Origin of the sequence: Bacillus sp. T2.9-1, assembly GCF_950097965.1 — a bacterium.
GTDB classification, from domain to species: Bacteria; Bacillota; Bacilli; order Bacillales; family Cytobacillaceae; genus Niallia; species Niallia hominis.
The window spans coordinates 40,785-61,508 of record NZ_CATNHG010000077.1 but is presented as its reverse complement, the minus strand read 5'-3'; the positions used below and the strand labels follow the sequence as shown (position 1 = coordinate 61,508).

The window sequence follows — 20,724 nt, the reverse complement described above, 5'->3', positions numbered from 1 at the left end:
CTTTATTTCGATGAGTCAAAAATAGATTATCAACAGCTACACACCAAGATTTTTCATCTCGCTTATATTTTATTATTAGATGGACTAGACAATGAAGACAAAGAATATGGAACAAAGACGGCTAAGGTGTTAAGGAATGTACAAAAATTAGGAATCAGGACGTCTATTGATATTGTCAGTGAGAATAGTGATCGCTATCAAAAGCTTGTGCCACCGTGTCTTAAATTCACGAATTATTGCATTATAAATGAACTAGAAGCAGGTAATAGTGTTGGCATAGCATTAAGGAATGAGGATGGAAAGCTGATTGAACACAATATTAGAAAAGTGTTATATCGCTTAAAAGAATTAGGTGTCAAGGATTGGGCTGTTATCCATACACCAGAGGGAAGTTTTGGAATTGATGGAAAAGAGATTCATAGTATACCATCTTTACTTATTGATAATAGCTCAATTAAAGGAACTGTTGGAGCAGGAGATGCTTATGTATCCGGGGTACTATATGGTGCGTTGAAGGAGTTTTCTTTAGTAGAGGCTATGCAATTAGGTACTGCAGCAGCAGCTTCCTCGTTATTCGAGGCAGATGGAACATCAGGTGTAAAGGCATTTGATGAATTAGTAAAAATGTATCAGGAATACCCGAAGAGAAATAGAGTGGAAATATAGGAGGAGGGCTACTATGTTAGTAACTTTAAAGGAACTTTTGATAGAAGCAGATAAGGAGAACTATGCAGTCGGGGCTTTTAATTGTCCAACATTAGAATCTGTTAGAGGCGTAGTAGAAGCGGCGGAGGATCTAAGAGCTCCAATTATTCTGGCACACGCAGAGGTGCATAATACTATCATTCCTCTTGAAATAATGGGCCCTATCTTAGTAGAGTTTGCTCAAAAAGCATCTGTGCCAATTGCTGTTCATCTTGACCATGGAACTAATTTAGAAATGGTGAAACAGGCTATTGATATTGGCTTTACCTCTGTTATGATAGATGCCTCACATAAAGGCTATGAGGAAAATATTCAAATTGTGAAAGAGGTAGTGGAATATGCTCATAAACAAAATGTTTCAGTTGAAGCAGAGCTTGGTATGATGACTTCCTCTGGTCTTGGAGGAGAAGAAACATATAAGGAAAAATCACATGCATCAGAGAATGCAGCAAACTATTATACAGATCCTTCAATTGCAAAGGACTTTGTCGAGAAAACGAATATTGATGCATTAGCTGCCTCCTTTGGTACCGTCCATGGAATCTATGTGACAAAACCAAATTTAGATTTTGATCGATTAGAAAGGATTTATGAAAATATTCAAAAACCTGTTGTTATGCATGGAGGATCAGGTTTAAGTGAAGAAGAGTACAAAACAGTAATAAATAGGGGAGTAAGAAAAATTAATTACTACAGCTATGCAGCCAAAGCCGGTGCATACGCTGTAAAAGAATATTTAGAAAAAGAAGAGAACCCCTTCTATCACGATTTAACCGTAGTAGCAAAAGAAACTATCAAACAAGATATAAAGAAAGCAATAAGTATTTTCTCAAATAAATGAAGGAACGAGGGGGGGCGGTTATAGTCTGCTTCCCTTTTTGATTTTCAAAAGGGAAACGGTAGAACAACTCCCTGATTTTCTACTTGCATTTTTCCACAAAAGAGATTAATATATAAATCGTAATGATTACGATTTAAAAAACGAAATGAAAGAGTGATAAAATGAAAAAAATACCTGTTACAGTGTTAAGTGGCTATTTAGGTGCTGGGAAGACAACTTTGGTCAATCATATTTTACATAATAGAGATGGGTTGAAGGTTGCGGTAATTGTCAATGACATGAGTGAGGTAAATATTGATAGTGAACTAGTGTAAACAGTTGGGGGTTTTTCCCGTACAGAAGAAAAGCTAGTCGAAATGTCAAATGGCTGTATTTGCTGTACACTTAGAGAAGATTTACTTGTAGAAGTGGAAAGGCTTGCGATGGAAGGGGATATTGATTATATCTTAATCGAATCATCTGGAATTAGTGAACCAATCCCAGTCGCACAGACTTTTTCTTATATTGATGAAGAAATGGGAATTGATCTTACAAAGTTTTGTAAACTAGATACAATGGTAACGGTAGTCGATGCAAATCGGTTTTGGCATGATTATGAGTCTGGTGATTCACTCTTAGATAGAAAAGAAGCAGTTGGGGCAGGGGATGACAGAAATGTTGCTGATTTATTAATTGACCAAATTGAATTTTGCGATGTGCTTATTCTTAATAAATGTGATTTAGTTGCACCAAAGGATTTAGATAAATTAGAGAAAGTAATTAAAACTTTACAACCTGTTGCTAAAATTATTCGAACCGTTAATAGTGAAATTACACCGCAAGAAATCTTAGATACAAATCTATTTGATTTTGACCGGGCTAGTGAGTCAGCAGGATGGTTGCGTGAATTGAATATTGGTCCTAGTATGCATACACCGGAAACAGAGGAATATGGGATTAGCTCTTTTGTTTATGCTAGTAAAAGACCTTTTCATTCGGAACGCTTTAATGATTGGTGTCATTCGATGCCACTCTCGATTGTTCGTGCAAAAGGAATAGCATGGTGTGCCTCAAGGAATAATTTAGCCCTACTTTTATCACAAGCTGGGCCGTCTGTAAGTATTGAACCCATCTCTTATTGGGTTGCATCACTAACGGAAGCAAGACAGAAGGAAATTCTTCGTGTTAATCCAAGATTGAAGGAAAGTTGGGATCCTAAATTTGGTGACAGGCATACAAAGCTAGTATTTATAGGAATGGATTTAAACGTGGAGCTGATAAAAAAAGAATTGGAAGATTGCTTATTAACAGATGAAGAGTTTTATGGAGATTGGCAACAGTTAAGCGATCCGTTTCATTGGCAAGTAGCAGCAAGATAGTTTTGTGAAAGCAAATAACTTGCAAATCGTAACCATTTCGTTTTATTATAAATATGCGTCTGAAAGATGGGTTATTTTCACATGTTAAATCGTAATGATGTCGATTTATATAAAGGAGGATAAAGATTGTGGCCAAAAAATCCAAGGTAGTAAAAGAGAAAAAAAGAAGAGCAACTGTGGAGAAATATGCTGCCGTTCGCAGAGAATTAATCGAAAAGGGGGATTATGAAGCATTAAGAAAGTTACCTAGAGATTCTTCCCCAACACGATTGAAAAATAGATGTGAAGTAACGGGAAGACCAAGAGGTTATTTAAGAAAATTTAAAATGTCTCGAATTGCCTTTAGAGAATACGCTCATAAGGGACAAATACCTGGTGTGAAAAAGTCAAGTTGGTGATACGTATATTCTATTAAATAGAGGAGGACTTTATTATGAAAAAAGGAATACATCCTACTTATCAGGAAGTCGTTTTCATGGATGTAAATAGTGGCTTTCAATTTTTATCTGGATCAACGAAAACTTCTAAGGAAGAAATTATCTGGAAGGATGGAAAAACCTACCCACTTATAAAAGTGGAAATTAGCTCTGATACCCATCCGTTTTACACTGGTCGTCAAAAATTCTCTGATCGTGGCGGTCGAGTGGAGCGGTTTTATGAGAAGTATAAAAATACAAGAAAGTAATCTTTTGATAAATGAATGAGATATTTCAACAAAATGTTTTAACTCCTCAACTTAAGTGAATAATTTCTAATAAACACTATTTCACAACAAGGAGGAGAAATATATGAACGACCAATTGGAAAGAATGAAGAATCAAAAAGGGTTTATTGCCGCATTAGACCAAAGTGGAGGCAGTACACCAAAAGCATTGTTGAATTACGGAGTACCTGAAAGTGCCTATACAAATGAAGCAGAAATGTTTGATAAGGTGCACCAAATGCGGACAAGAATTATTACATCTCCAGCTTTTGATTCTCAGTATATTCTTGGTGCCATTTTGTTCGAGCAAACGATGGATAGTAAGATAGAAGGCATGTATACAGCTGATTATTTAGCAGAGGAAAAAGGGATTGTTCCTTTTTTAAAAATTGATAAAGGGTTAGCTGAACCTTCAAATGGAGTTCAATTGATGAAGCCGATCACGGATTTAGATGAGATCCTCCAACGTGCAAAGGAGCGCCATATTTTTGGAACGAAAATGCGCTCAGTTATTAAGGAAGCAAATTCTGAAAGTATCAAAGCAGTAGTGGATCAGCAATTTGAAATCGGAAAACAAATAATGGCAGCAGGGCTAGTGCCAATTATTGAACCAGAAGTGGATATTACTAGTCCAGATAAAGAGCAATCAGAAGCTATATTGAAAGAGGAACTATTAACAAATCTAAATAGTCTAAAAGAAGATGAAAATGTCATGCTTAAGCTGTCCATCCCTACAGTTGCTAATACTTACAAAGAGTTGACTACACATCCAAGAGTAGTGCGAGTAGTAGCACTTTCAGGTGGATACAGCAGAGAAGAAGCAAATCAAAAATTAAAGGAAAACGACAATATCATCGCAAGTTTTTCTCGAGCGCTAAGCGAAGAGTTAAACGTTAACCAATCAGAAGAGGAATTTAATGCTGCATTAAAAGAAGCTGTTACGTCTATTTTTGAGGCTTCTACTGAGAAGACAGGAAAGTAGTAGATTGTGGATTTAATGATTTCGAATGAGTCGGGCTATAAAGAGAAGCTTAGCTGGATTGAACTTGGAGGCACCAGATAATGATATTCTGGTGCCTTTTCCTATTTGTACATATTAATAGTAAAAAATAGATAACTATCAAGGGAAAACCAAATTTCGTAGTTTACACTCTATAAAAAGAAAGTAGATTTCCCTGTCTATTTCCCCATTCTTATAAACATTTTTCTAATGTTTCCTTAATGGAAGCGATAATATCGTACTCTTTTATGCTTAATACGGGCATAGTATCTTCTGGATCAAGGTATAAATCTTCTGTTTGTAATTTTGAACTTATCGCAAATATGAATGCCATGCTCTGTACCTGCTGCTTCTGCATGTTTATCCAGTTCTTCATAAATTGGTCTCATTTGTTCATAGTCTACTACTGGTACTTGAGTGGTTTCGTGTTGATCTAATGCGTCTACAATCATTTGGTAAAACTCTTGAAATTTCATGTTTTTTCCACAAATAGCATAGGTATGGCGATGTTCCCCTTTTTCCATTGCGCCAATAGCCGCTTCTGCAACTTGTTCTACCGTCACCATTACAGTGCCTCCTTGAAGAGCTGGAAAAACGGATTGGCCTCTAGCTTGAGCGACAAACATTTTCTATAATGGAAGTCTTCCAGGCATCTACCACATATAAAGTAGAGAAGAGCTATCTCTAAATAGTAATCTTCTAGAAAATTTAAAGGGAATGAATCCTGATACATCCGAAACGGAGTTATATGCCCTCCCTCTAGGGAATGATTCTTATGCTATCTCAAAGTTAGGGGTGACATCGAAACAATCTTTAGTGGCATTTGTACCAAATTATAGCCAAAAAAAGGAGGAATCTATCGAACTGATAAAGTACTTAATAAGTGGTGAGAAAACAAAAGGAGTAGAGGAGAGGAATAATGACTAGTCATTCTAAATTAGAAGATAGTGGCCAAAAAGAGAAAGCGCTTACCTACGAAAATCCAATTTTGTATTTGGATATTCCGGATCCAGATGTAATTAGGGTTGGAGATACCTATTATATGTCTAGTACAACGATGCATATGAATCCTGGCGTTCCGATTATGAAATCAACAGATCTATTGCATTGGAAAATTGTTAACTATGTATATGACACATTAGCAACAAATGACGAGCAAGAGCTGAACAATGGAAAAAACGAATATGGAAAAGGATCTTGGGCAAGTTGTCTTCGGTATCATCAAGGGATGTATTATTTAGTTGTGGGCTCTTTAGCAACAGATAAAACGTATATTTTTCAAACAAAGGATTTGGAGAAAGATAAATGGAAGCGCTCTATCTTGAATAAATATTATCATGATATGTCTTTATTATTTGATGATGATGGACGTGTCTATTTAGTTTATGGAAATGGGAATATACGCGCAATTGAACTAACAGCAGATGCAACAGCTATTAAAGAGGGCGGATTGAATAAGATAATCATTCCCGATGCTAGTTTAGTAGCATCTTCAAAAGAAGAAGTAGGATTACAAGCTGAAGGTGCGCATATTCAAAAAATAGATGGCTATTATTATGTTTTTACTATTACGTGGCCGAAAAATGGACATCGAACCCAGTGAGTGCATCGGGCAATAGCGTTTGATGGAGAATATGAAGGGAGAATTGCAGTAGATGATCCAACTGGTGTAGCGCAAGGAGGAATAGTTGATACGCCAACAGGTGAATGGTACGGTATGTTATTTTGCGACAATGGGGCTGCAGGTAGAATGCCGTGTTTACTCCCAGTTAAGTGGGAGGATGGATGGCCAATTTTTGGAGAAAATGGTATTACACCAAAAAACTTGTCCATTCTAGTTCATCAGGATAAAAGTGAAAACCGTATTGTATCATCAGATGAGTTTGTTTATGAAAGTGATTCACTTGACTTGGTATGGCAGTGGAATCATAATCCCGATCCGACGAAATGGTCTGTAACGGAGCGTCCTGGGTACTTACGTTTAACAACTAATAAGCTTTGTCCTGACTTAGAGGCAGCAAAAAATACCCTCACTCAACGAACTTTCGGACCCAAATGTTCTGCCAATATTGCATTGGAGATTTACGGTATGAAGAATGGCGATATTGCTGGATTTGCTGCTTTTCAAAAAGATTATGGATATGTTGGTGTACAGGTAATAAATGATTCAAAAATGATAACAATGGTCGACGCAAGTCCTGGTTCCCCTGTGGTAGTAGAATCTATTCCTCTAGAGCAGGAAAGAGTTTATTTTAGAATTGATTGTGATTTTAAAGATAGTAGGGATAAGGCATATTTCTATTATAGTTTAAACGGATTGGATTGGAATAGAATAGGTGCTGAACTCCAAATGAAGTATAAATTAGATCATTTTGTCGGATATCGATATGGCTTGTTTTATTTTTCTACAGAAGAAATAGGTGGTTATGCTGATTTTGATTATTTTAGAATGGAATCTTTGAATGAATAATAAATGTTTATTGCAGGATATAACAGAAGCTATCTAGTTTGTCTTTTAGAGGATAGCATCTTTATTTTCATCAATGAATGGAGAATATATTTTGATTTTGAGGTGATGAAGTGAATCAAAGCAAAAAGAGACTCTGGTATGAGCAACCAGCAAATGACTGGAATGAGGCATTGCCTATTGGAAATGGACGTATTGGGGGAATGGTTTTTGGTCATATCGAGCGGGAGCGGATTCAATTAAATGAAGACTCTGTATGGTATGGCGGACCTAGAGACCGAAATAATCCAGATGCACTTACGCAATTTCCTACCATTCGGGAACATTTAGAAAACGGGGAAATTAGGGAAGCCGAAAAACTAGCTGCACTTGCTTGTACGGGCATCCCGGAATCACAAAGACATTATGAACCATTAGGAGATTTGCGGATAGATTTTCACCATGAAGATGATGTATTTACCAATTACAAACGAGAATTAGATTTAGACCGTGGAGTAGCTACTATTAAATATATGTGTAAAGATATTGCCTATAATCGAGAAGTTTTCACAAGTTATCCTGACCAAGTAATGGTGATACGTTTAACTGCTTCTAAAGAGAAAGCAATCTCCTTTCAATTGTTTTTGGATAGAGGAAAGACAAGAAATGTAGATGATATGAAAGCAGTCGAACCAGATTATTTAATAATGGATGGAAAAACTGGTGGAGAAAATGGAATTCATTTTCATACTGGGGTCAAAGTGTTAGTGGAAAAAGGAGTAATCACTTCGATTGGAAATAGAATAATAGTTCAAGAGGCAAGTGCTGTAACCATAATACTAGCTGCAGCTACATCCTATCGCTACGAACAACCTGCTAGTCAATGTGTAAAGACCGTTTTAGCTGCGGAAAAGAAATCATATGAACAGTTATGGAAAACACATCTTCAAGATTACCAATCTTTGTTTCATCGAATGGATCTCAACCTAGGAAAAGACAATAGAAAGCACGATATACCAACAAATAAAAGGCTGTATTTACTAAAAGAAGGAGAAGAAGATCTTGATTTAATCAGTACGTATTTTCACTTTGGCAGATACTTACTTATTTCTTGTAGTCGACCAGATTCCTTACCAGCAACGTTGCAAGGAATTTGGAATGATCAAATGTTACCTCCTTGGGATAGTAAATATACAATCAACATTAATACACAAATGAATTATTGGCCAGCGGAGGTATGTAATCTTTCCGAATGCCACCAACCACTATTTGATCATTTGGAGAAAATGAGAGAACAAGGAAGGATAACTGCTCAAATCATGTATGGTTGCCGTGGATTTACCGCCCATCACAATACGGATATTTGGGGAGATACTGCTCCTCAAGATATGTTTATACCAGCGAGTATTTGGCCATTAGGAGCTGCTTGGCTATCTTTACATTTGTGGGAGCATTTTGAGTATACAGTAGATAGTACGTTTTTAGATAAGGCTTATGAATTGATGAAAGATGCTGCATTGTTCTTTGTTGATTATCTAGTTGAAACACCAGAAGGAGAACTTATTACACCACTTTCTGTCTCACCAGAGAACACGTATCTATTGCCTAATGGGGAGAAGGGAAGCTTAACAGAAGGGCCATCGATGGATATACAAATAATTTATGCCCTGTTTTCTAGTTGCATTGAAGCAAGTAAACGACTGAATAGAGATCATCCTTTTAGGGCGGAATTAACACAACTTAAAAACAAGTTACCTGCCTTGAAAGTAGGTAAGTATGGACAAATTCAAGAATGGCTTGTTGACTATGAAGAAGCTGAACCTGGTCACAGACATATTTCCCACCTATTTGCTCTTCATCCTGGAAAGCAGATAAATCCTAGAGAAACACCAGAATGGGCAATTGCTGCTAAACGCACCTTAGAAAGAAGATTGAAATATGGTGGTGGACATACTGGCTGGAGTCGGGCTTGGATTATAAATATGTGGGCAAGATTAGAAGAAGGAGAGTTAGCATACGAAAATGTACTAGAGCTACTAAAATCTTCTACCCTACCAAACTTATTTGACAATCATCCACCATTTCAAATAGACGGGTTTTGGTGGAACTGCTGGAATTGCAGAAATGCTTATTCAGAGCCAAGCAAATGACATTCATCTTCTTCCCTCTATACCAAAAGCATGGAAAAGTGGAGAAGTAAAAGGATTAAAAGCAAGGGGAGGTTTTGAAATAGAAATGAAATGGGATAATCATCAACTCACCTTTTTATCTATCTACTCCTCACATGGTGGTGATTGTCGTATCCGGTACAACATATTAAGAAAAGAAGAATATGCTTCATATCAACAAGAAGAACAAATACGAATACTTCATACGAAAGATAAGGAAAGATATATATTGATAGAGGGAGCAGAGGATCGGTTCGAGAGCATGGAGAGAGTATAGTAAAGCCTATTTCTATGAGGGGTTAAAGCATGGAAATGGGTCCACTTGATTTGTTGGGACAGTTAACCCCATTCTGAGATTGTCTGCGTTTTTTATTCAAACATTTGTTTATTGCTAAATTTATAGCTTGACACAAATACGATTCAAAGATTCTTCCATAGTAGGCTTTTTCAGAAGTTCATCCAATGTCTAAATGGAAAAAACGTCTCATTTAAATAATAAGGAGAATGAGTGATGGAGAAAAATATGTTAGGAAATAACTTCATTACACAAATTGGGATTTTAGTTCACGATATTGAAAAAACAAGTCAGGCATATGCAGATTTTTTCGGCGTAGATAAACCCGAGTGGTCTTTAACTGATACGGTTGATCGTGCACAAACAGAATATCGCAATCAATCTACAGAAGCACGTGCCAAGCTTGCCTTCTTTAATTTGGGATCCCTTCAGCTTGAATTGATTGAACCAGATCGTAATCCAAGTACATGGCGTGAATATTTGGATGAACATGGAGAAGGTCCACATCATATCGCTTTTGTTATTAATGGAATGAAAGAAAAGGTTACTTTAATGGAAAAAAATCAAATGCCTCTTCTTCAAAAAGGCGAATATACTGGCGGGAGATATGCTTACATGGATACCTTTAAAGATTTAAAAATTATCTTAGAATTATTGGAAAATGATGAAGCAAAGTGATACAGCTTAAATAAGAAGAAACTAGTAATGTAAAAATAGGGAGAGAGTGAAATTGTATGTGTACATCCATACTAGCTATCGTTGGAGATTACTATCATCCAAGTGAAGCTGCACTGCAGTCTTTAGAACAAGCACTAGACAAACATATTTCTAATGGGAAAATGGAATTAGCAACATGTAATCCTAATCGCTTATTAGAGAAACTTGCTGGAAAGCCAGATGTCGTCGTATTGTTTTCAGAAAATCGAATAAATCCAGCAGATCATCCTGTGGATACTTGGATGACGGAAGAGATTGCTGATGCCATAACTCAATATGTAGAAAATGGCGGAAGGTGGCTGGCATGGCATTCTGGATTGGCCTCCTACGCAATAAATGGCAAATATACGCAGATGCTTAGAGGCTATTTTAAATACCATCCAAAACAGCATCAACTCGTCCGCTATACAAATACAAAAGACAATGAAATACTTTCAGATAATATTTCATTGGATCTTTTAGATGAACATTACTTCGTTCATTGTGATTTAGCACAAACCACAGTCTTTCTTCAAGCTAACTCCGTTGATGGGCAGTCCATTGCAGGCTGGTATCATACTTACGGCAATGGAAAAGTTTGCTGTCTAACACCTGCCCATAACAAGGAAGGTTTATTGGATCCAGGTTTTATGAACATACTGGAAAAATGCTTGGTTTGGGTTTCTGCATAAGAAATTTAGGAGTTACAATAAGAAAATGCAAGCACCATAAGTTATGAAGACATCAAAACCTGCTAGTTTTATAGCGTGATACACAATTCATTTAAGATAATAGGTACAGCGTTAATTTAATAGAATATTTGTGAATGGCGAAAGAGTGCTTTATATCAAAAAGACTCTTTCGTTTTTTATTTAGGGATATGTTGTATCTACTGTTCCAAAGTTAAAAGATACAACATGACAATTTTCATACTTGGTGTAAAACATTTAGAGCGCTTTGACAGGGCAGTACTAAATTGCACGAAGTCGTTATAAAGGCAAATGTTCGAATGAGTGTTACGAGAATTCATTTACCAGTGAAAAATAAGATTGTTTTGGAGAGGCATTCATTTGACTCTCTATGTTTGATGTTTGTAGAAATATGTCACTTGGGTAAAGGTATCTAATAATAGATAGCTATATTTTGTGTAAAGTATGAAAGCACTATATGAAGCTAGAAATAGAGGAGTGATTTGCTATGACATTAAGAATTGGGGTAATTGGTACAGGTGCAATTGGAAAGGAGCATATTAGAAGAATTACTTACAATTTCTCAGGTGGAAAGATAGTTGCAGTCACAGATATAGAGGAAGCATCCGCAAAATCTGCGATGGAACAGTTTGGATTAGATGCAGCTATTTATCCTGATGATAAAACCCTAATTGCAGAGGGAGATGTCGATGCAGTGTTGGTGACGAGCTGGGGACCGGAACATGAGGAAAGCGTGATTGCAGCAATAGAAGCAGGAAAATATGTTTTCTGCGAAAAGCCGCTTGCTACAACTATTGAAGGCTGTATGCGAATTGTTGAAGCTGAAATGAAACATGGGAAGCGATTAGTGCAAGTAGGGTTTATGCGCAGATATGATAGTGGATACTTACAATTGAAGGAAGCTATTGATAATAAATTCATAGGTGAGCCGTTACTTTTACACTGTGCCCATAGAAATCCAGAGGTTGACACAACTTATTCGACAGACATGGCCATTACAGATACGTTGATTCATGAAATTGATGTTTTACATTGGTTAGTGAATGATGACTATAAATCGGTACAAGTTATTTTTCCTAAAAAAACGCGTTACGCACATGAAGAATTAAGAGATCCTCAATTTGTTATTTTGGAAACTAAATCAGGGATTGTAATAAATGTAGAAATCTCTGTTAATTGCAAGTATGGCTATGATATTCAGTGTGAGGTTGTAGGGGAAGAAGGGATAGCTAAATTACCTGAAGTGCCTAGCATTACCTTTCGAAAAAATGGAGGAATTGGCTCCAATATTTTAATGGATTGGAAAGAGCGTTTTATGGATGCCTATGATACAGAATGGCAGGATTTTATAGATGCTATTAGAAAAACGGGTGAGCCAAATGGACCAACAGCATGGGATGGCTATATTGCTCAAGTCACTGCTGAGGCTTGTCTTAAAGCACAAAATTCAGGAAAGAAAGAAGATGTTTTTTTCCTTGAACAGCCTGACTTTTACAAGAAAAATCTTAGACCAGCAAATGTTTAACTATTCGTTCTAAACAAAATGGAGGGAAAAGGATGAAACTAGGAATGAATCAAGGTACTACTCTAGAGAACTCAAGTCTGGAGCTTGATCTTCAATTATTAGAGAAGTACGGCTATGATTATATTGAAATTCGTTCGATTGATAAATTGAAGGAATATTTACAATCACACACTATCCAAGACTTAGTAGATTTTTTTCAAACCCATCACTTAAAGCCATTATCACTCAATGCGCTAGTTTATTTTAATAATCGTACGGAAGAAGAATACAAAGCGTTGTTGGAAGAATACAAAGAAATGCTAGAGTATGCGCAAATGTTAAATATCGATAGAATTGTGGTTGTTCCATTGGTCTCTGAAAAGAAAATAGAGAGAGGGGAAATTAAACAAAGCTGTGTAAAAGTATTAACCGAGTTATCCGATTTAGCCAATCCATATGGAGTAAAGCTAGCGCTTGAATTTATTGGCCATCCGCATGCAACCGTTAATACACTAAGCTTTGCTAATGAAATTGTAGCAGCCGTAAATCGTGAAAATGTTGGAATCGTATTTGATACCTTTCAGTTTTATGCAATGAATTCCACAATGGAAGATTTAAAAAATACGGATTTTTCCAAAGTATTCTTATTTCATATTAATGACGTAGAGGATTTTAACCCGGGGATTTTGTTAGATGAGGATCGTCTATATCCTGGTGATGGAGTGATTGATTTGCCTAGCATTCTTTCAATTATAAAAGAAAAAGGTTTTTCAGATCATGCTTCTATTGAATTGTTTAGACCAGAATATTATCAATTAACTGCAGAGGAAGTCGTGAAAACAGCTAAGAATAAAACACTTAAGGTGTTAAATCAGGTTTATTCAGTAGAGGAGATAAAGTGATATAAAAAAGGGGGACAACATTTATAAAGTGTGAAGACACTGTTTATAAATGTTGTCCCCCTTTTATTTTTTTAACTGCTTGATCATATTAAACCATTGAACGCCAGCATGATGGGAGTCGGCAATACCTTGATTTTGATAACCATTTTTCTCATAAAAAGGAATCAGCTCTTTGCGACAAGTTAGAGTGATGCTTAATCGCTCGCCTTTTGCTGCTATTTTTTCTAACTTTTTAAGCAAGATACTAGCGATGCCTTTTCTTTGGTAATTGGGATGGACTGCAATGCCTAAAATGCTTTGATGGCCCCCTTTTGGAGGATTTGGAACAGTTCTTTCGAATAAGTCATCGGTTATAAAGGCTTTCGAGATAACGGGTCCATTAACATACCCTATAACTACTCCGTTTTCTTCCATAATAATAAACGTATCAGGAATGGTTTCCATTCTATTTATAAAGGCTTTTTTTGTTGCTGCTTCTGCTGAAGTGAAAGCGATATTTTCTATTTCTAATAATGGTGGTAAATCCGATGGTTGGACATTTCGAATGAGCATTTTTATTTCTCCCTATTCTTCATTTGAAAAAACTATATAAGAAATAAACTAATTCTTCCTTCTTCATTATTAATAATATTATGCATTCTTGTACATATTTTTCAATAAAAAAAATCAAGTTAAGGATGAATATACAATAAGCCCCATAAAAATGAGAGAGACACTCATAAAAGATGTGTAAGTTAATCTGACAATATAGTATTTTTTTGGAAGAGGGCATGCTAAGATTATTTATAATTAAAAAGCGGAACTTAACTTCTGAATTTCGGGAATCGAAAACAAGTGTAGTTGTAACTGAATTTAGAAGTAGAAAGAGGTGGTTTAACTGCTTGATGCATCTAGAATACAACATAATGTAATAATAGAATCTTTTGGCGATTCAGCAATTGTTGTTCGTTTTGGTAATTGCATTGACTCGGGTATTCATCAAAAAGTGCAAATGATAACTAACTATTTAGAAAATCATGCTTTTCCAGGATTTATTGAATGTGTTCCAGCATATACAAATGTAACGGTTTATTATCATCCTTATTTAATTTATGAATCTTATAGAAAAACAACCAACCAATCTTTGTCTCCTTTTCTTATCGTGAAATCGCGAATGGAAGAGATTGTAAATCATCTTGAAGAAGCAGAAATGACCACCAATCGAAAAGTGGAGATTCCAGTATGTTATGGTGGAGAATACGGTCCTGACTTAGAATTTGTGGCAAGATATAATAATCTTACTGTTGATCAAGTTATAGCCCTTCATTCTAGTGGAGAATACTTTGTCCATATGATAGGTTTTGCACCAGGATTTCCTTTTCTAGGAGGAATGTCAGAAAAGATTGCGACACCAAGGCGTTCTACTCCAAGACAATTGATTCCTGCTGGGTCAGTAGGAATTGCTGGAGTACAAACAGGGGTATATCCTATTGCTACACCTGGAGGATGGCAACTCATTGGTAAAACTCCCTTGCAACTATTCTTGTCCAATAAAAATCCTCCAAGTTTACTTCAAGCTGGAGACATTGTGAAATTTTTTCCTATATCAGAAGAGGAATTCCTTTTCCAGAAGGAGGAAAAAGCATGACAATTACCGTACTTAATTCGGGCATGCTTTCAAGTATCCAAGATTTGGGGAGACATGGCTTCCAGAAGCATGGCGTGATCGTTAGCGGGGCAATGGATAGCTATTCTCTTAGAATTGGTAATTTAATTGTCGGTAATAAAGAAGAAGAAGCTGGCTTAGAAATTACTTTGTTAGGTCCTACACTTTTATTTGAAAATGATATGCTTATTGCTATTACCGGAGGAGATCTATCCCCAGCAATAGAGGGGAAGAGTGTTCCATTATGGCGTCCTGTTTTAGTGAAAAAAGGAAGTGTGCTAAATTTTGGAAAAATAAAGTCTGGATGCCGTGCCTACCTTTGTGTTGCCGGGGGATTCACTGTTCCTGAGATGCTAAATAGTAAGAGCACCTATTTACGTGCTCGTATGGGTGGTTATAAAGGCAGGCCCTTAAAAGCAGGGGATAGGATTGAGATTAATTCGATATCTCATCTTTCTGAGAAACTTATCATTAAACTCCAGAACAACAAAGCATTAAATGCATTTACTTCAACCAACTGGTTTGTAGATTTCCATAAATTTATTACATTTTCTAATGAATACAGAATACGAATTTTAGCTGGAAATCATTTTTCGATGTGCTCTACTAACAGTCAGATGAATTTTTATACTGGAAAATATACTGTGACTCCACAGTCTGATCGTATGGGGTATCGAATAAATGGGCCGGAAGTGAAACTAAACGAGAAATGTGAGCTGCTTTCTGAAGCGGTAACGTTCGGAACCATTCAACTTCCCCCTGACGGCAATCCCATAATTCTTGTTGCAGATCGACAGACAACAGGTGGCTATCCAAAAATTGCGCAAGTAGTTTCCGCGGATTTATCTTTAATAGCACAAATAAAGCCAGGAGAAAAAATTAGTTTTCAAGAAAGTACCCTACAAGAAGCAGAATACCTAATCATTCAAAAGGAAAAAGGAATGAGAGAGCTAGATATTTTTTTAAAAATGAAAATAAATGAAAATCGTTTCAACTAGGAGAGGTAAAGGATGCAAAATAAAAATAAAACGGTAATTAAATCAAAAGATATACTCACCCTTTTTATTACTTACCCAAAACTATCTTTTAATGAAATTATTTCCTTATCAGGGGTACCTAAGACATCAGTGCATCGTATGCTTGGTTCTTTAGAAGATATGGGTTTTCTAGAAAAGGATGAAGAAGGAAAGTATTCACTAGGGCTATTATTCTTGCAATTTGGTCAATTGGTTGCAGACAGACTTGATATTCGCCAAGTTGCCTTGCCTATTATGCGAAATCTACGTGATGAGGTGGATGAAGCGGTTAATCTCATTATACAAGATGGAAAAGAAGCAATTTATATTGAGAAATTGGATACGAATCATCCCGTTCGATTATATACAGCTATAGGTAGAAGATCGCCTTTATATGCTGGGGCATGTTCTCGCATTATATTAGCTTATCTACCTGAAGAAGAGAAGGAAAAGTATTTAGAAGAAGTTATTTTGGAGCCGATTGGTGAAGGAACTATTACAAACAAGAATGAACTTCGCTATCAATTAGAAGAAACCTGCAAAAACGGTTATACAGTTAGTAAATCAGAGCTTGAAAATTATACAGTATCCGTATCAGCTCCAATTTTTGATCATGAAGGAAAAATTATTGCTGGAATTAGTATTGCTGGTCCAGAAGTGCGTTTTCAAGAAGAGAAGCTTGATCTTTTTATTCAAAAGGTAAGAGAAGGGGCAAATGCAATCTCTGTAAAACTAGGATATAAAGTAGGCGTGCCACAGTAAAGAAGGAAAAATTAAATATATTCTGAATCTAGTATATGGAATAATTATCCACTGTAATGATTTATTATACAACAAAATGTAAAAATATTGTCAGAAGATCTAACAAAACATTTTACAATTAAATTTAACATGCTAGAATGAAACTCATAATAAATATTCGGAACTTAAATTCCAAATTTCAGAACTTGAACATTTATTATGGAAAATGATTACCAATTCCAACAAAATGACAAACTTTATCATTCAGAATATTTTTTACTTTAAAAATTCAAAAAATTTAAGATTATCAGATTTTTCAATTAGTTGTTTTCTGATATTTTGAATATAGAGGGGCTGATTTTTTGACAGAAGAAGTGTTAACTGTAAGAGATTTGGAAGTGGGCGTAACGGCGGGTGGAAGCTATATCAACATTGTAAATAATGTCTCTTTTTCGTTAAAAAAAGGGACAACCCTCGGAATTGTTGGTGAATCAGGATGTGGAAAAAGTATGACATCTCTCGCCTTGATGGGCTTATTGCCTCCTAATGTAAGCTATAAAGGTGGAATAATCAATTTAAAACAAAGAGACTTAACAAAACTTAAAAAGAAAGAGTGGAGGAAATTTAGAGGGAAAGATATTGCAATGATCTTCCAAGAACCGATGACCTCTCTCAATCCTGTTTATACAATTGGTTATCAAATAGTAGAACTTATTCGAAATCACCAAACTATAACGAAAAAACAAGCATATGAACGAGCCTTACATATGTTAGAGCTAGTAGGGATTCCTCGACCAACGGAAGTACTCCATGAATACCCACATCAATTATCTGGTGGAATGCGACAACGGGTGATGATTGCAATTGCATTATCTTGTAATCCAGACATACTTGTTGCAGACGAACCAACGACTGCTTTAGATGTAACGATACAAGCACAAATTCTGGAATTAATGAAAAAAATACAAACAGAGCTAGATATGTCCATTATTCTTATCACCCATGATTTAGGAGTAGTTGCGGAAATGTGTGACACTGTCATTGTCATGTACGCAGGAGAAGTGGTTGAGGAATCAAATGTAGTAGAGCTTTTTCAAAATCCTAAACATCCGTATACAAAGGGATTATTAGAAGCTATACCGGACATCGAAAATGAACGGGAATACTTATCCTCCATTCCAGGGGTAGTACCTTCCCCGGGGAATATGCCAGAAGGTTGTAGATTTGCACCAAGATGTTCTATGGTCCATGAAAGGTGCAAAAAGGAGCCTCCTACTTTTTCAATTAATGAGAAATCAACATGTAAGTGTTGGTTATATGATCAAGCATACGTAATGGAAGGAGTGCTTGCTGATGACAAATGAAGTTTTACTTGAAGTAAGGAATTTAAAAAAATATTTTCCCATTAAAGAAGGATTATTTGGAAAAAAAGAAGGCAAACAAGTGAAAGCTGTTGATGATGTTTCCTTTCAAGTTTATAAAGGAGAGACACTTGGGATAGTTGGAGAATCGGGTTGCGGGAAAAGTACGACAGGTAGATCGATTATTCGCCTTTTAGAACCTACAAATGGCGAAGTTTATTTTCAAGGGAAAAATATTGCAATGCTTAATAAAGAAAAGATGAGATTACTGCGCAAAGATTTACAGATAATTTTTCAAGATCCTTTTGCTTCCTTAAACCCACGCTTGAAAGTTGGAGAAATCATAGAGGAGCCACTAATCAATTTTTCTTTATATGATAAGCAAGAGAGAAGGAAAAAAGTACTGAAACTAATGGATCAAGTAGGGTTAACAGCTAGTCAGATTGATCGCTATCCCCATGAATTTAGTGGGGGACAACGACAAAGAATAGGAATAGCGCGTGCACTGGCAACAGATCCTAAGCTAATTGTGGCGGACGAACCAGTCTCTGCTTTAGATGTTTCTATCCAATCTCAAGTTCTTAATTTGCTAAAGGATTTACAGAAAGAACTGGGATTGACCTATATGTTCATTTCCCATGATTTAAGTGTCGTGAAACATTTTTGTGACAGAATAGGGGTTATGTATTTAGGAAAGATGGTTGAAATTTCGGATAAACAGAGCCTATATAATGATCCGTTACATCCATATGCTAAGGCATTATTATCAGCGTTACCGGTTCCAAATCCTTTGAAAAAACGGGAAAGGATTATTTTACAAGGGGATGTACCAAGTCCTTCTAATCCACCTGCAGGATGTAGCTTTCATACTAGATGTAATGAGTGTATGGAAGTATGTAAATCGGTTACCCCGAAATTACAGGAATTTTCAGATGGAAGATTGGTAGCATGTCATCTTTACAATAAAGAACTGAGTGAAAAAATTAGCTAATAGTAGAAATCAATAACTAGGAAAATGGGGGACAAAAAATGAGAAAAACAATTAGTTTTAAATTTATATCTATTGTAGTAATAGGTATATTATTATTGGCTGCATGTAGTTCAAATTCGTCATCATCAAGTAAAAGTGATGATAATTCAAGTGAGGAAAATCCTGTTACAGACAGAGGTAATGAGATTGTAATTGGGGTAGCTACAGAACCTCAAAACTGGGATCCAATTGATACGTTTCGTTTAGATTGGAGTACGGTAATGACCTCTGTTTATGAAGGGCTTGTTACGAGAACAGTAGATTTAGAGATTCAACCAGGATTAGCAACTGAGTGGGAATATATTGATGACAATACATTACAATTTAAATTGCGTGAAGGAGTTGTCTTTCACGATGGAGAGCCATTTAATGCTGATGCTGTTAAGTTTACTTTTGATCGCTTACTTGGTGAGGAAGGTGCAAAGGGACCGCAACAAGCTAATTATACATCAATAGATCATGTAGAAGTTGTGGATGACTATACAGTAAATTTCATTATGAAAACGAAGGATCCTGTAATTATCACAAAACTAGCAGGCTATGGAGCAGTAATCGTACCGCCTAAATATATTGAAGAAAAGGGCGATGAATTTTTCAATAATAATCCTGTTGGAACAGGTCCGTTTAAGTTAACAGAATACGAATCAAATAATAAAGTTGTACTTGAGAAAAATCCTGATTATTGGCAAGCAGAGCTTCCAAAGTTGGATAAAGTAACTTTTAGAATAATACCAGAGTCTGCTACGCGACTTGCTGAATTGCAAACAGGAAAAATTGATATTATGAAAAAAGTGGAAGTTAGCCAAGCTGAAACAGTGAAAGATAGTTCATTTTTGAATCTAATAGAAGTCGGAACACCAACTGCTAATGCCATTCGCTTTGACCTTAACGAAAAACCTACAGATGATGTTCGAGTGAGACAAGCTATTAATTATGCGATAGATAAACAAGCGTTAATTGATGAGATATTAAGTGGATATGGAAAACCGATTGCTTCGTTCCAAAGTGAGTTATCATTTGGGAATAATCCGGATTTAGAACCTTATCCATATGATCCTGAAAAGGCGAAAGAACTTCTTAAGGAAGCGGGTGTTGCAGAGGGAACAGAATTAGATTTCTATATTTCTGGAACAGATGCAACGTTTAAAGAAATTGCTCAAGCCGTAGCTTTCTTTTTAGAACAGGTTGGATTAAAAGCAAATATTAATAGTGTAGATAGTAATACATTAGGAACAGAATTAGTCCCTCAGGGTAACGCTGGTCATATGTGGCAACAAGGCTGGGGCGGATGGACATTAGATTTTGATAATACTGCTTACTTAATGTATCACGAAGGTGAATATTACAACCCTACTTTTAAAGATGATAAGGTAGAAGAATTGTTAACTGCTGAAAGAACCACTGTTGATCAAGAGGAACGTGAAAAGATTTTCATGGAGTTAACAGAAAGAATTTATGAACTTACTCCTGAAATTCCATTATATTCTACAGTTGATTTATATGCTGTGAATAATAGAGTGAAGAATTTCCAACCACCACATGATGACCGTATGTTTTTAGAAAATGTCACTGTTGAATAAAGAAAGAGACCTAAAGGATAGTA

The 20,724-nt window shown here is 36.0% G+C and carries 22 protein-coding genes and 1 pseudogene; 21 read left to right on the top strand and 2 right to left on the bottom strand.

Going from position 1 to position 20,724, the window contains the following annotated elements:
- Positions 1-21 precede the first annotated feature (21 nt).
- From QQZ16_RS07585 to QQZ16_RS07560, 6 genes and pseudogenes are all read left to right on the top strand, one after another.
- Complete coding sequence (locus tag QQZ16_RS07585) at positions 22-666, top strand: carbohydrate kinase family protein (protein WP_342395196.1); 645 nt, start codon at positions 22-24, stop codon at positions 664-666.
- A 13-nt stretch (positions 667-679) separates the two neighbouring features.
- On the top strand, positions 680-1,546 hold the full coding sequence (locus QQZ16_RS07580) for a class II fructose-bisphosphate aldolase (protein WP_048718195.1): 867 nt from the start codon (positions 680-682) through the stop codon (positions 1,544-1,546).
- A gap of 161 nt (positions 1,547-1,707) precedes the next feature.
- Positions 1,708-2,904, top strand: a pseudogene (locus QQZ16_RS07575) (GTP-binding protein).
- A gap of 128 nt (positions 2,905-3,032) precedes the next feature.
- The gene (gene rpsN, locus QQZ16_RS07570) at positions 3,033-3,302 is read left to right on the top strand and encodes a 30S ribosomal protein S14 (RefSeq protein ID WP_048718197.1); all 270 of its coding nucleotides are present in this window, start codon (positions 3,033-3,035) and stop codon (positions 3,300-3,302) included.
- Between the two features lie 35 nt (positions 3,303-3,337).
- Positions 3,338-3,589: a type B 50S ribosomal protein L31 gene (locus QQZ16_RS07565; protein WP_031537969.1), complete on the top strand. Its 252-nt coding sequence runs from the start codon at positions 3,338-3,340 to the stop codon at positions 3,587-3,589.
- A gap of 103 nt (positions 3,590-3,692) precedes the next feature.
- Entirely contained in the window at positions 3,693-4,589 is an 897-nt protein-coding gene (locus tag QQZ16_RS07560) for a fructose bisphosphate aldolase (RefSeq protein ID WP_048718199.1), read from the top strand.
- Between the two features lie 296 nt (positions 4,590-4,885).
- On the opposite strand, the gene QQZ16_RS07555 is transcribed toward QQZ16_RS07560, so the two are convergent.
- On the bottom strand, positions 4,886-5,173 hold the full coding sequence (locus QQZ16_RS07555; RefSeq protein ID WP_053094373.1) for a hypothetical protein: 288 nt from the start codon (positions 5,171-5,173) through the stop codon (positions 4,886-4,888).
- A 151-nt stretch (positions 5,174-5,324) separates the two neighbouring features.
- Between QQZ16_RS07555 and QQZ16_RS07550 the strand changes: the two genes are divergently transcribed.
- From QQZ16_RS07550 to QQZ16_RS07515, 9 genes are all read left to right on the top strand, one after another.
- On the top strand, positions 5,325-5,534 hold the full coding sequence (locus QQZ16_RS07550; protein ID WP_048718201.1) for a hypothetical protein: 210 nt from the start codon (positions 5,325-5,327) through the stop codon (positions 5,532-5,534).
- Positions 5,527-6,210, top strand: a complete 684-nt coding sequence (locus tag QQZ16_RS23165) for a glycoside hydrolase 43 family protein (RefSeq protein WP_342395195.1) — start codon at positions 5,527-5,529, stop codon at positions 6,208-6,210. Before QQZ16_RS07550 ends, QQZ16_RS23165 begins: the two co-directional genes overlap by 8 nt.
- Complete coding sequence (locus tag QQZ16_RS23160; protein ID WP_342395194.1) at positions 6,211-7,077, top strand: beta-xylosidase family glycoside hydrolase; 867 nt, start codon at positions 6,211-6,213, stop codon at positions 7,075-7,077.
- A 110-nt stretch (positions 7,078-7,187) separates the two neighbouring features.
- Entirely contained in the window at positions 7,188-9,203 is a 2,016-nt protein-coding gene (locus QQZ16_RS07540; RefSeq protein ID WP_053094374.1) for a glycoside hydrolase family 95 protein, read from the top strand.
- Positions 9,178-9,498, top strand: a complete 321-nt coding sequence (locus QQZ16_RS07535) for a glycoside hydrolase family 95-like protein (RefSeq protein WP_053094375.1) — start codon at positions 9,178-9,180, stop codon at positions 9,496-9,498. Before QQZ16_RS07540 ends, QQZ16_RS07535 begins: the two co-directional genes overlap by 26 nt.
- 234 nt (positions 9,499-9,732) lie before the next feature.
- Complete coding sequence (locus QQZ16_RS07530) at positions 9,733-10,194, top strand: VOC family protein (protein WP_048718203.1); 462 nt, start codon at positions 9,733-9,735, stop codon at positions 10,192-10,194.
- Between the two features lie 56 nt (positions 10,195-10,250).
- Positions 10,251-10,904 (top strand): ThuA domain-containing protein, encoded by a 654-nt coding sequence (locus tag QQZ16_RS07525; protein WP_031537962.1) that lies wholly within the window; start codon positions 10,251-10,253, stop codon positions 10,902-10,904.
- A 505-nt stretch (positions 10,905-11,409) separates the two neighbouring features.
- Complete coding sequence (locus QQZ16_RS07520) at positions 11,410-12,447, top strand: Gfo/Idh/MocA family protein (RefSeq protein ID WP_048718205.1); 1,038 nt, start codon at positions 11,410-11,412, stop codon at positions 12,445-12,447.
- 32 nt (positions 12,448-12,479) lie between these two features.
- Positions 12,480-13,328, top strand: a complete 849-nt coding sequence (locus QQZ16_RS07515; RefSeq protein WP_048718206.1) for a sugar phosphate isomerase/epimerase family protein — start codon at positions 12,480-12,482, stop codon at positions 13,326-13,328.
- Positions 13,329-13,391: 63 nt separating this feature from the next.
- Here the strand turns inward: QQZ16_RS07515 and QQZ16_RS07510 are convergent, their stop codons facing one another.
- Positions 13,392-13,880 carry a GNAT family N-acetyltransferase gene (locus QQZ16_RS07510; RefSeq protein WP_284561235.1) on the bottom strand — a complete coding sequence of 163 codons (489 nt, stop codon included), beginning with the start codon at positions 13,878-13,880 and terminating at the stop codon, positions 13,392-13,394.
- Positions 13,881-14,223: 343 nt separating this feature from the next.
- Between QQZ16_RS07510 and pxpB the strand changes: the two genes are divergently transcribed.
- From pxpB to QQZ16_RS07480, 6 genes are all read left to right on the top strand, one after another.
- Positions 14,224-14,955 carry a 5-oxoprolinase subunit PxpB gene (gene pxpB / locus QQZ16_RS07505; protein WP_048717009.1) on the top strand — a complete coding sequence of 244 codons (732 nt, stop codon included), beginning with the start codon at positions 14,224-14,226 and terminating at the stop codon, positions 14,953-14,955.
- Entirely contained in the window at positions 14,952-15,971 is a 1,020-nt protein-coding gene (locus QQZ16_RS07500; RefSeq protein WP_048717011.1) for a 5-oxoprolinase subunit C family protein, read from the top strand. Before pxpB ends, QQZ16_RS07500 begins: the two co-directional genes overlap by 4 nt.
- 12 nt (positions 15,972-15,983) lie before the next feature.
- Positions 15,984-16,751: an IclR family transcriptional regulator gene (locus tag QQZ16_RS07495; RefSeq protein WP_048717013.1), complete on the top strand. Its 768-nt coding sequence runs from the start codon at positions 15,984-15,986 to the stop codon at positions 16,749-16,751.
- 341 nt (positions 16,752-17,092) lie between these two features.
- The gene (locus tag QQZ16_RS07490; RefSeq protein ID WP_082169239.1) at positions 17,093-18,094 is read left to right on the top strand and encodes an ABC transporter ATP-binding protein; all 1,002 of its coding nucleotides are present in this window, start codon (positions 17,093-17,095) and stop codon (positions 18,092-18,094) included.
- A complete protein-coding gene (locus QQZ16_RS07485) occupies positions 18,084-19,082 on the top strand; it encodes an ABC transporter ATP-binding protein (protein ID WP_048717015.1) in 999 nt (332 codons plus the stop codon). Before QQZ16_RS07490 ends, QQZ16_RS07485 begins: the two co-directional genes overlap by 11 nt.
- Positions 19,083-19,120: 38 nt before the next feature.
- The gene (locus tag QQZ16_RS07480) at positions 19,121-20,701 is read left to right on the top strand and encodes an ABC transporter substrate-binding protein (RefSeq protein WP_048717018.1); all 1,581 of its coding nucleotides are present in this window, start codon (positions 19,121-19,123) and stop codon (positions 20,699-20,701) included.
- The last annotated feature ends 23 nt before the right edge of the window (positions 20,702-20,724 follow it).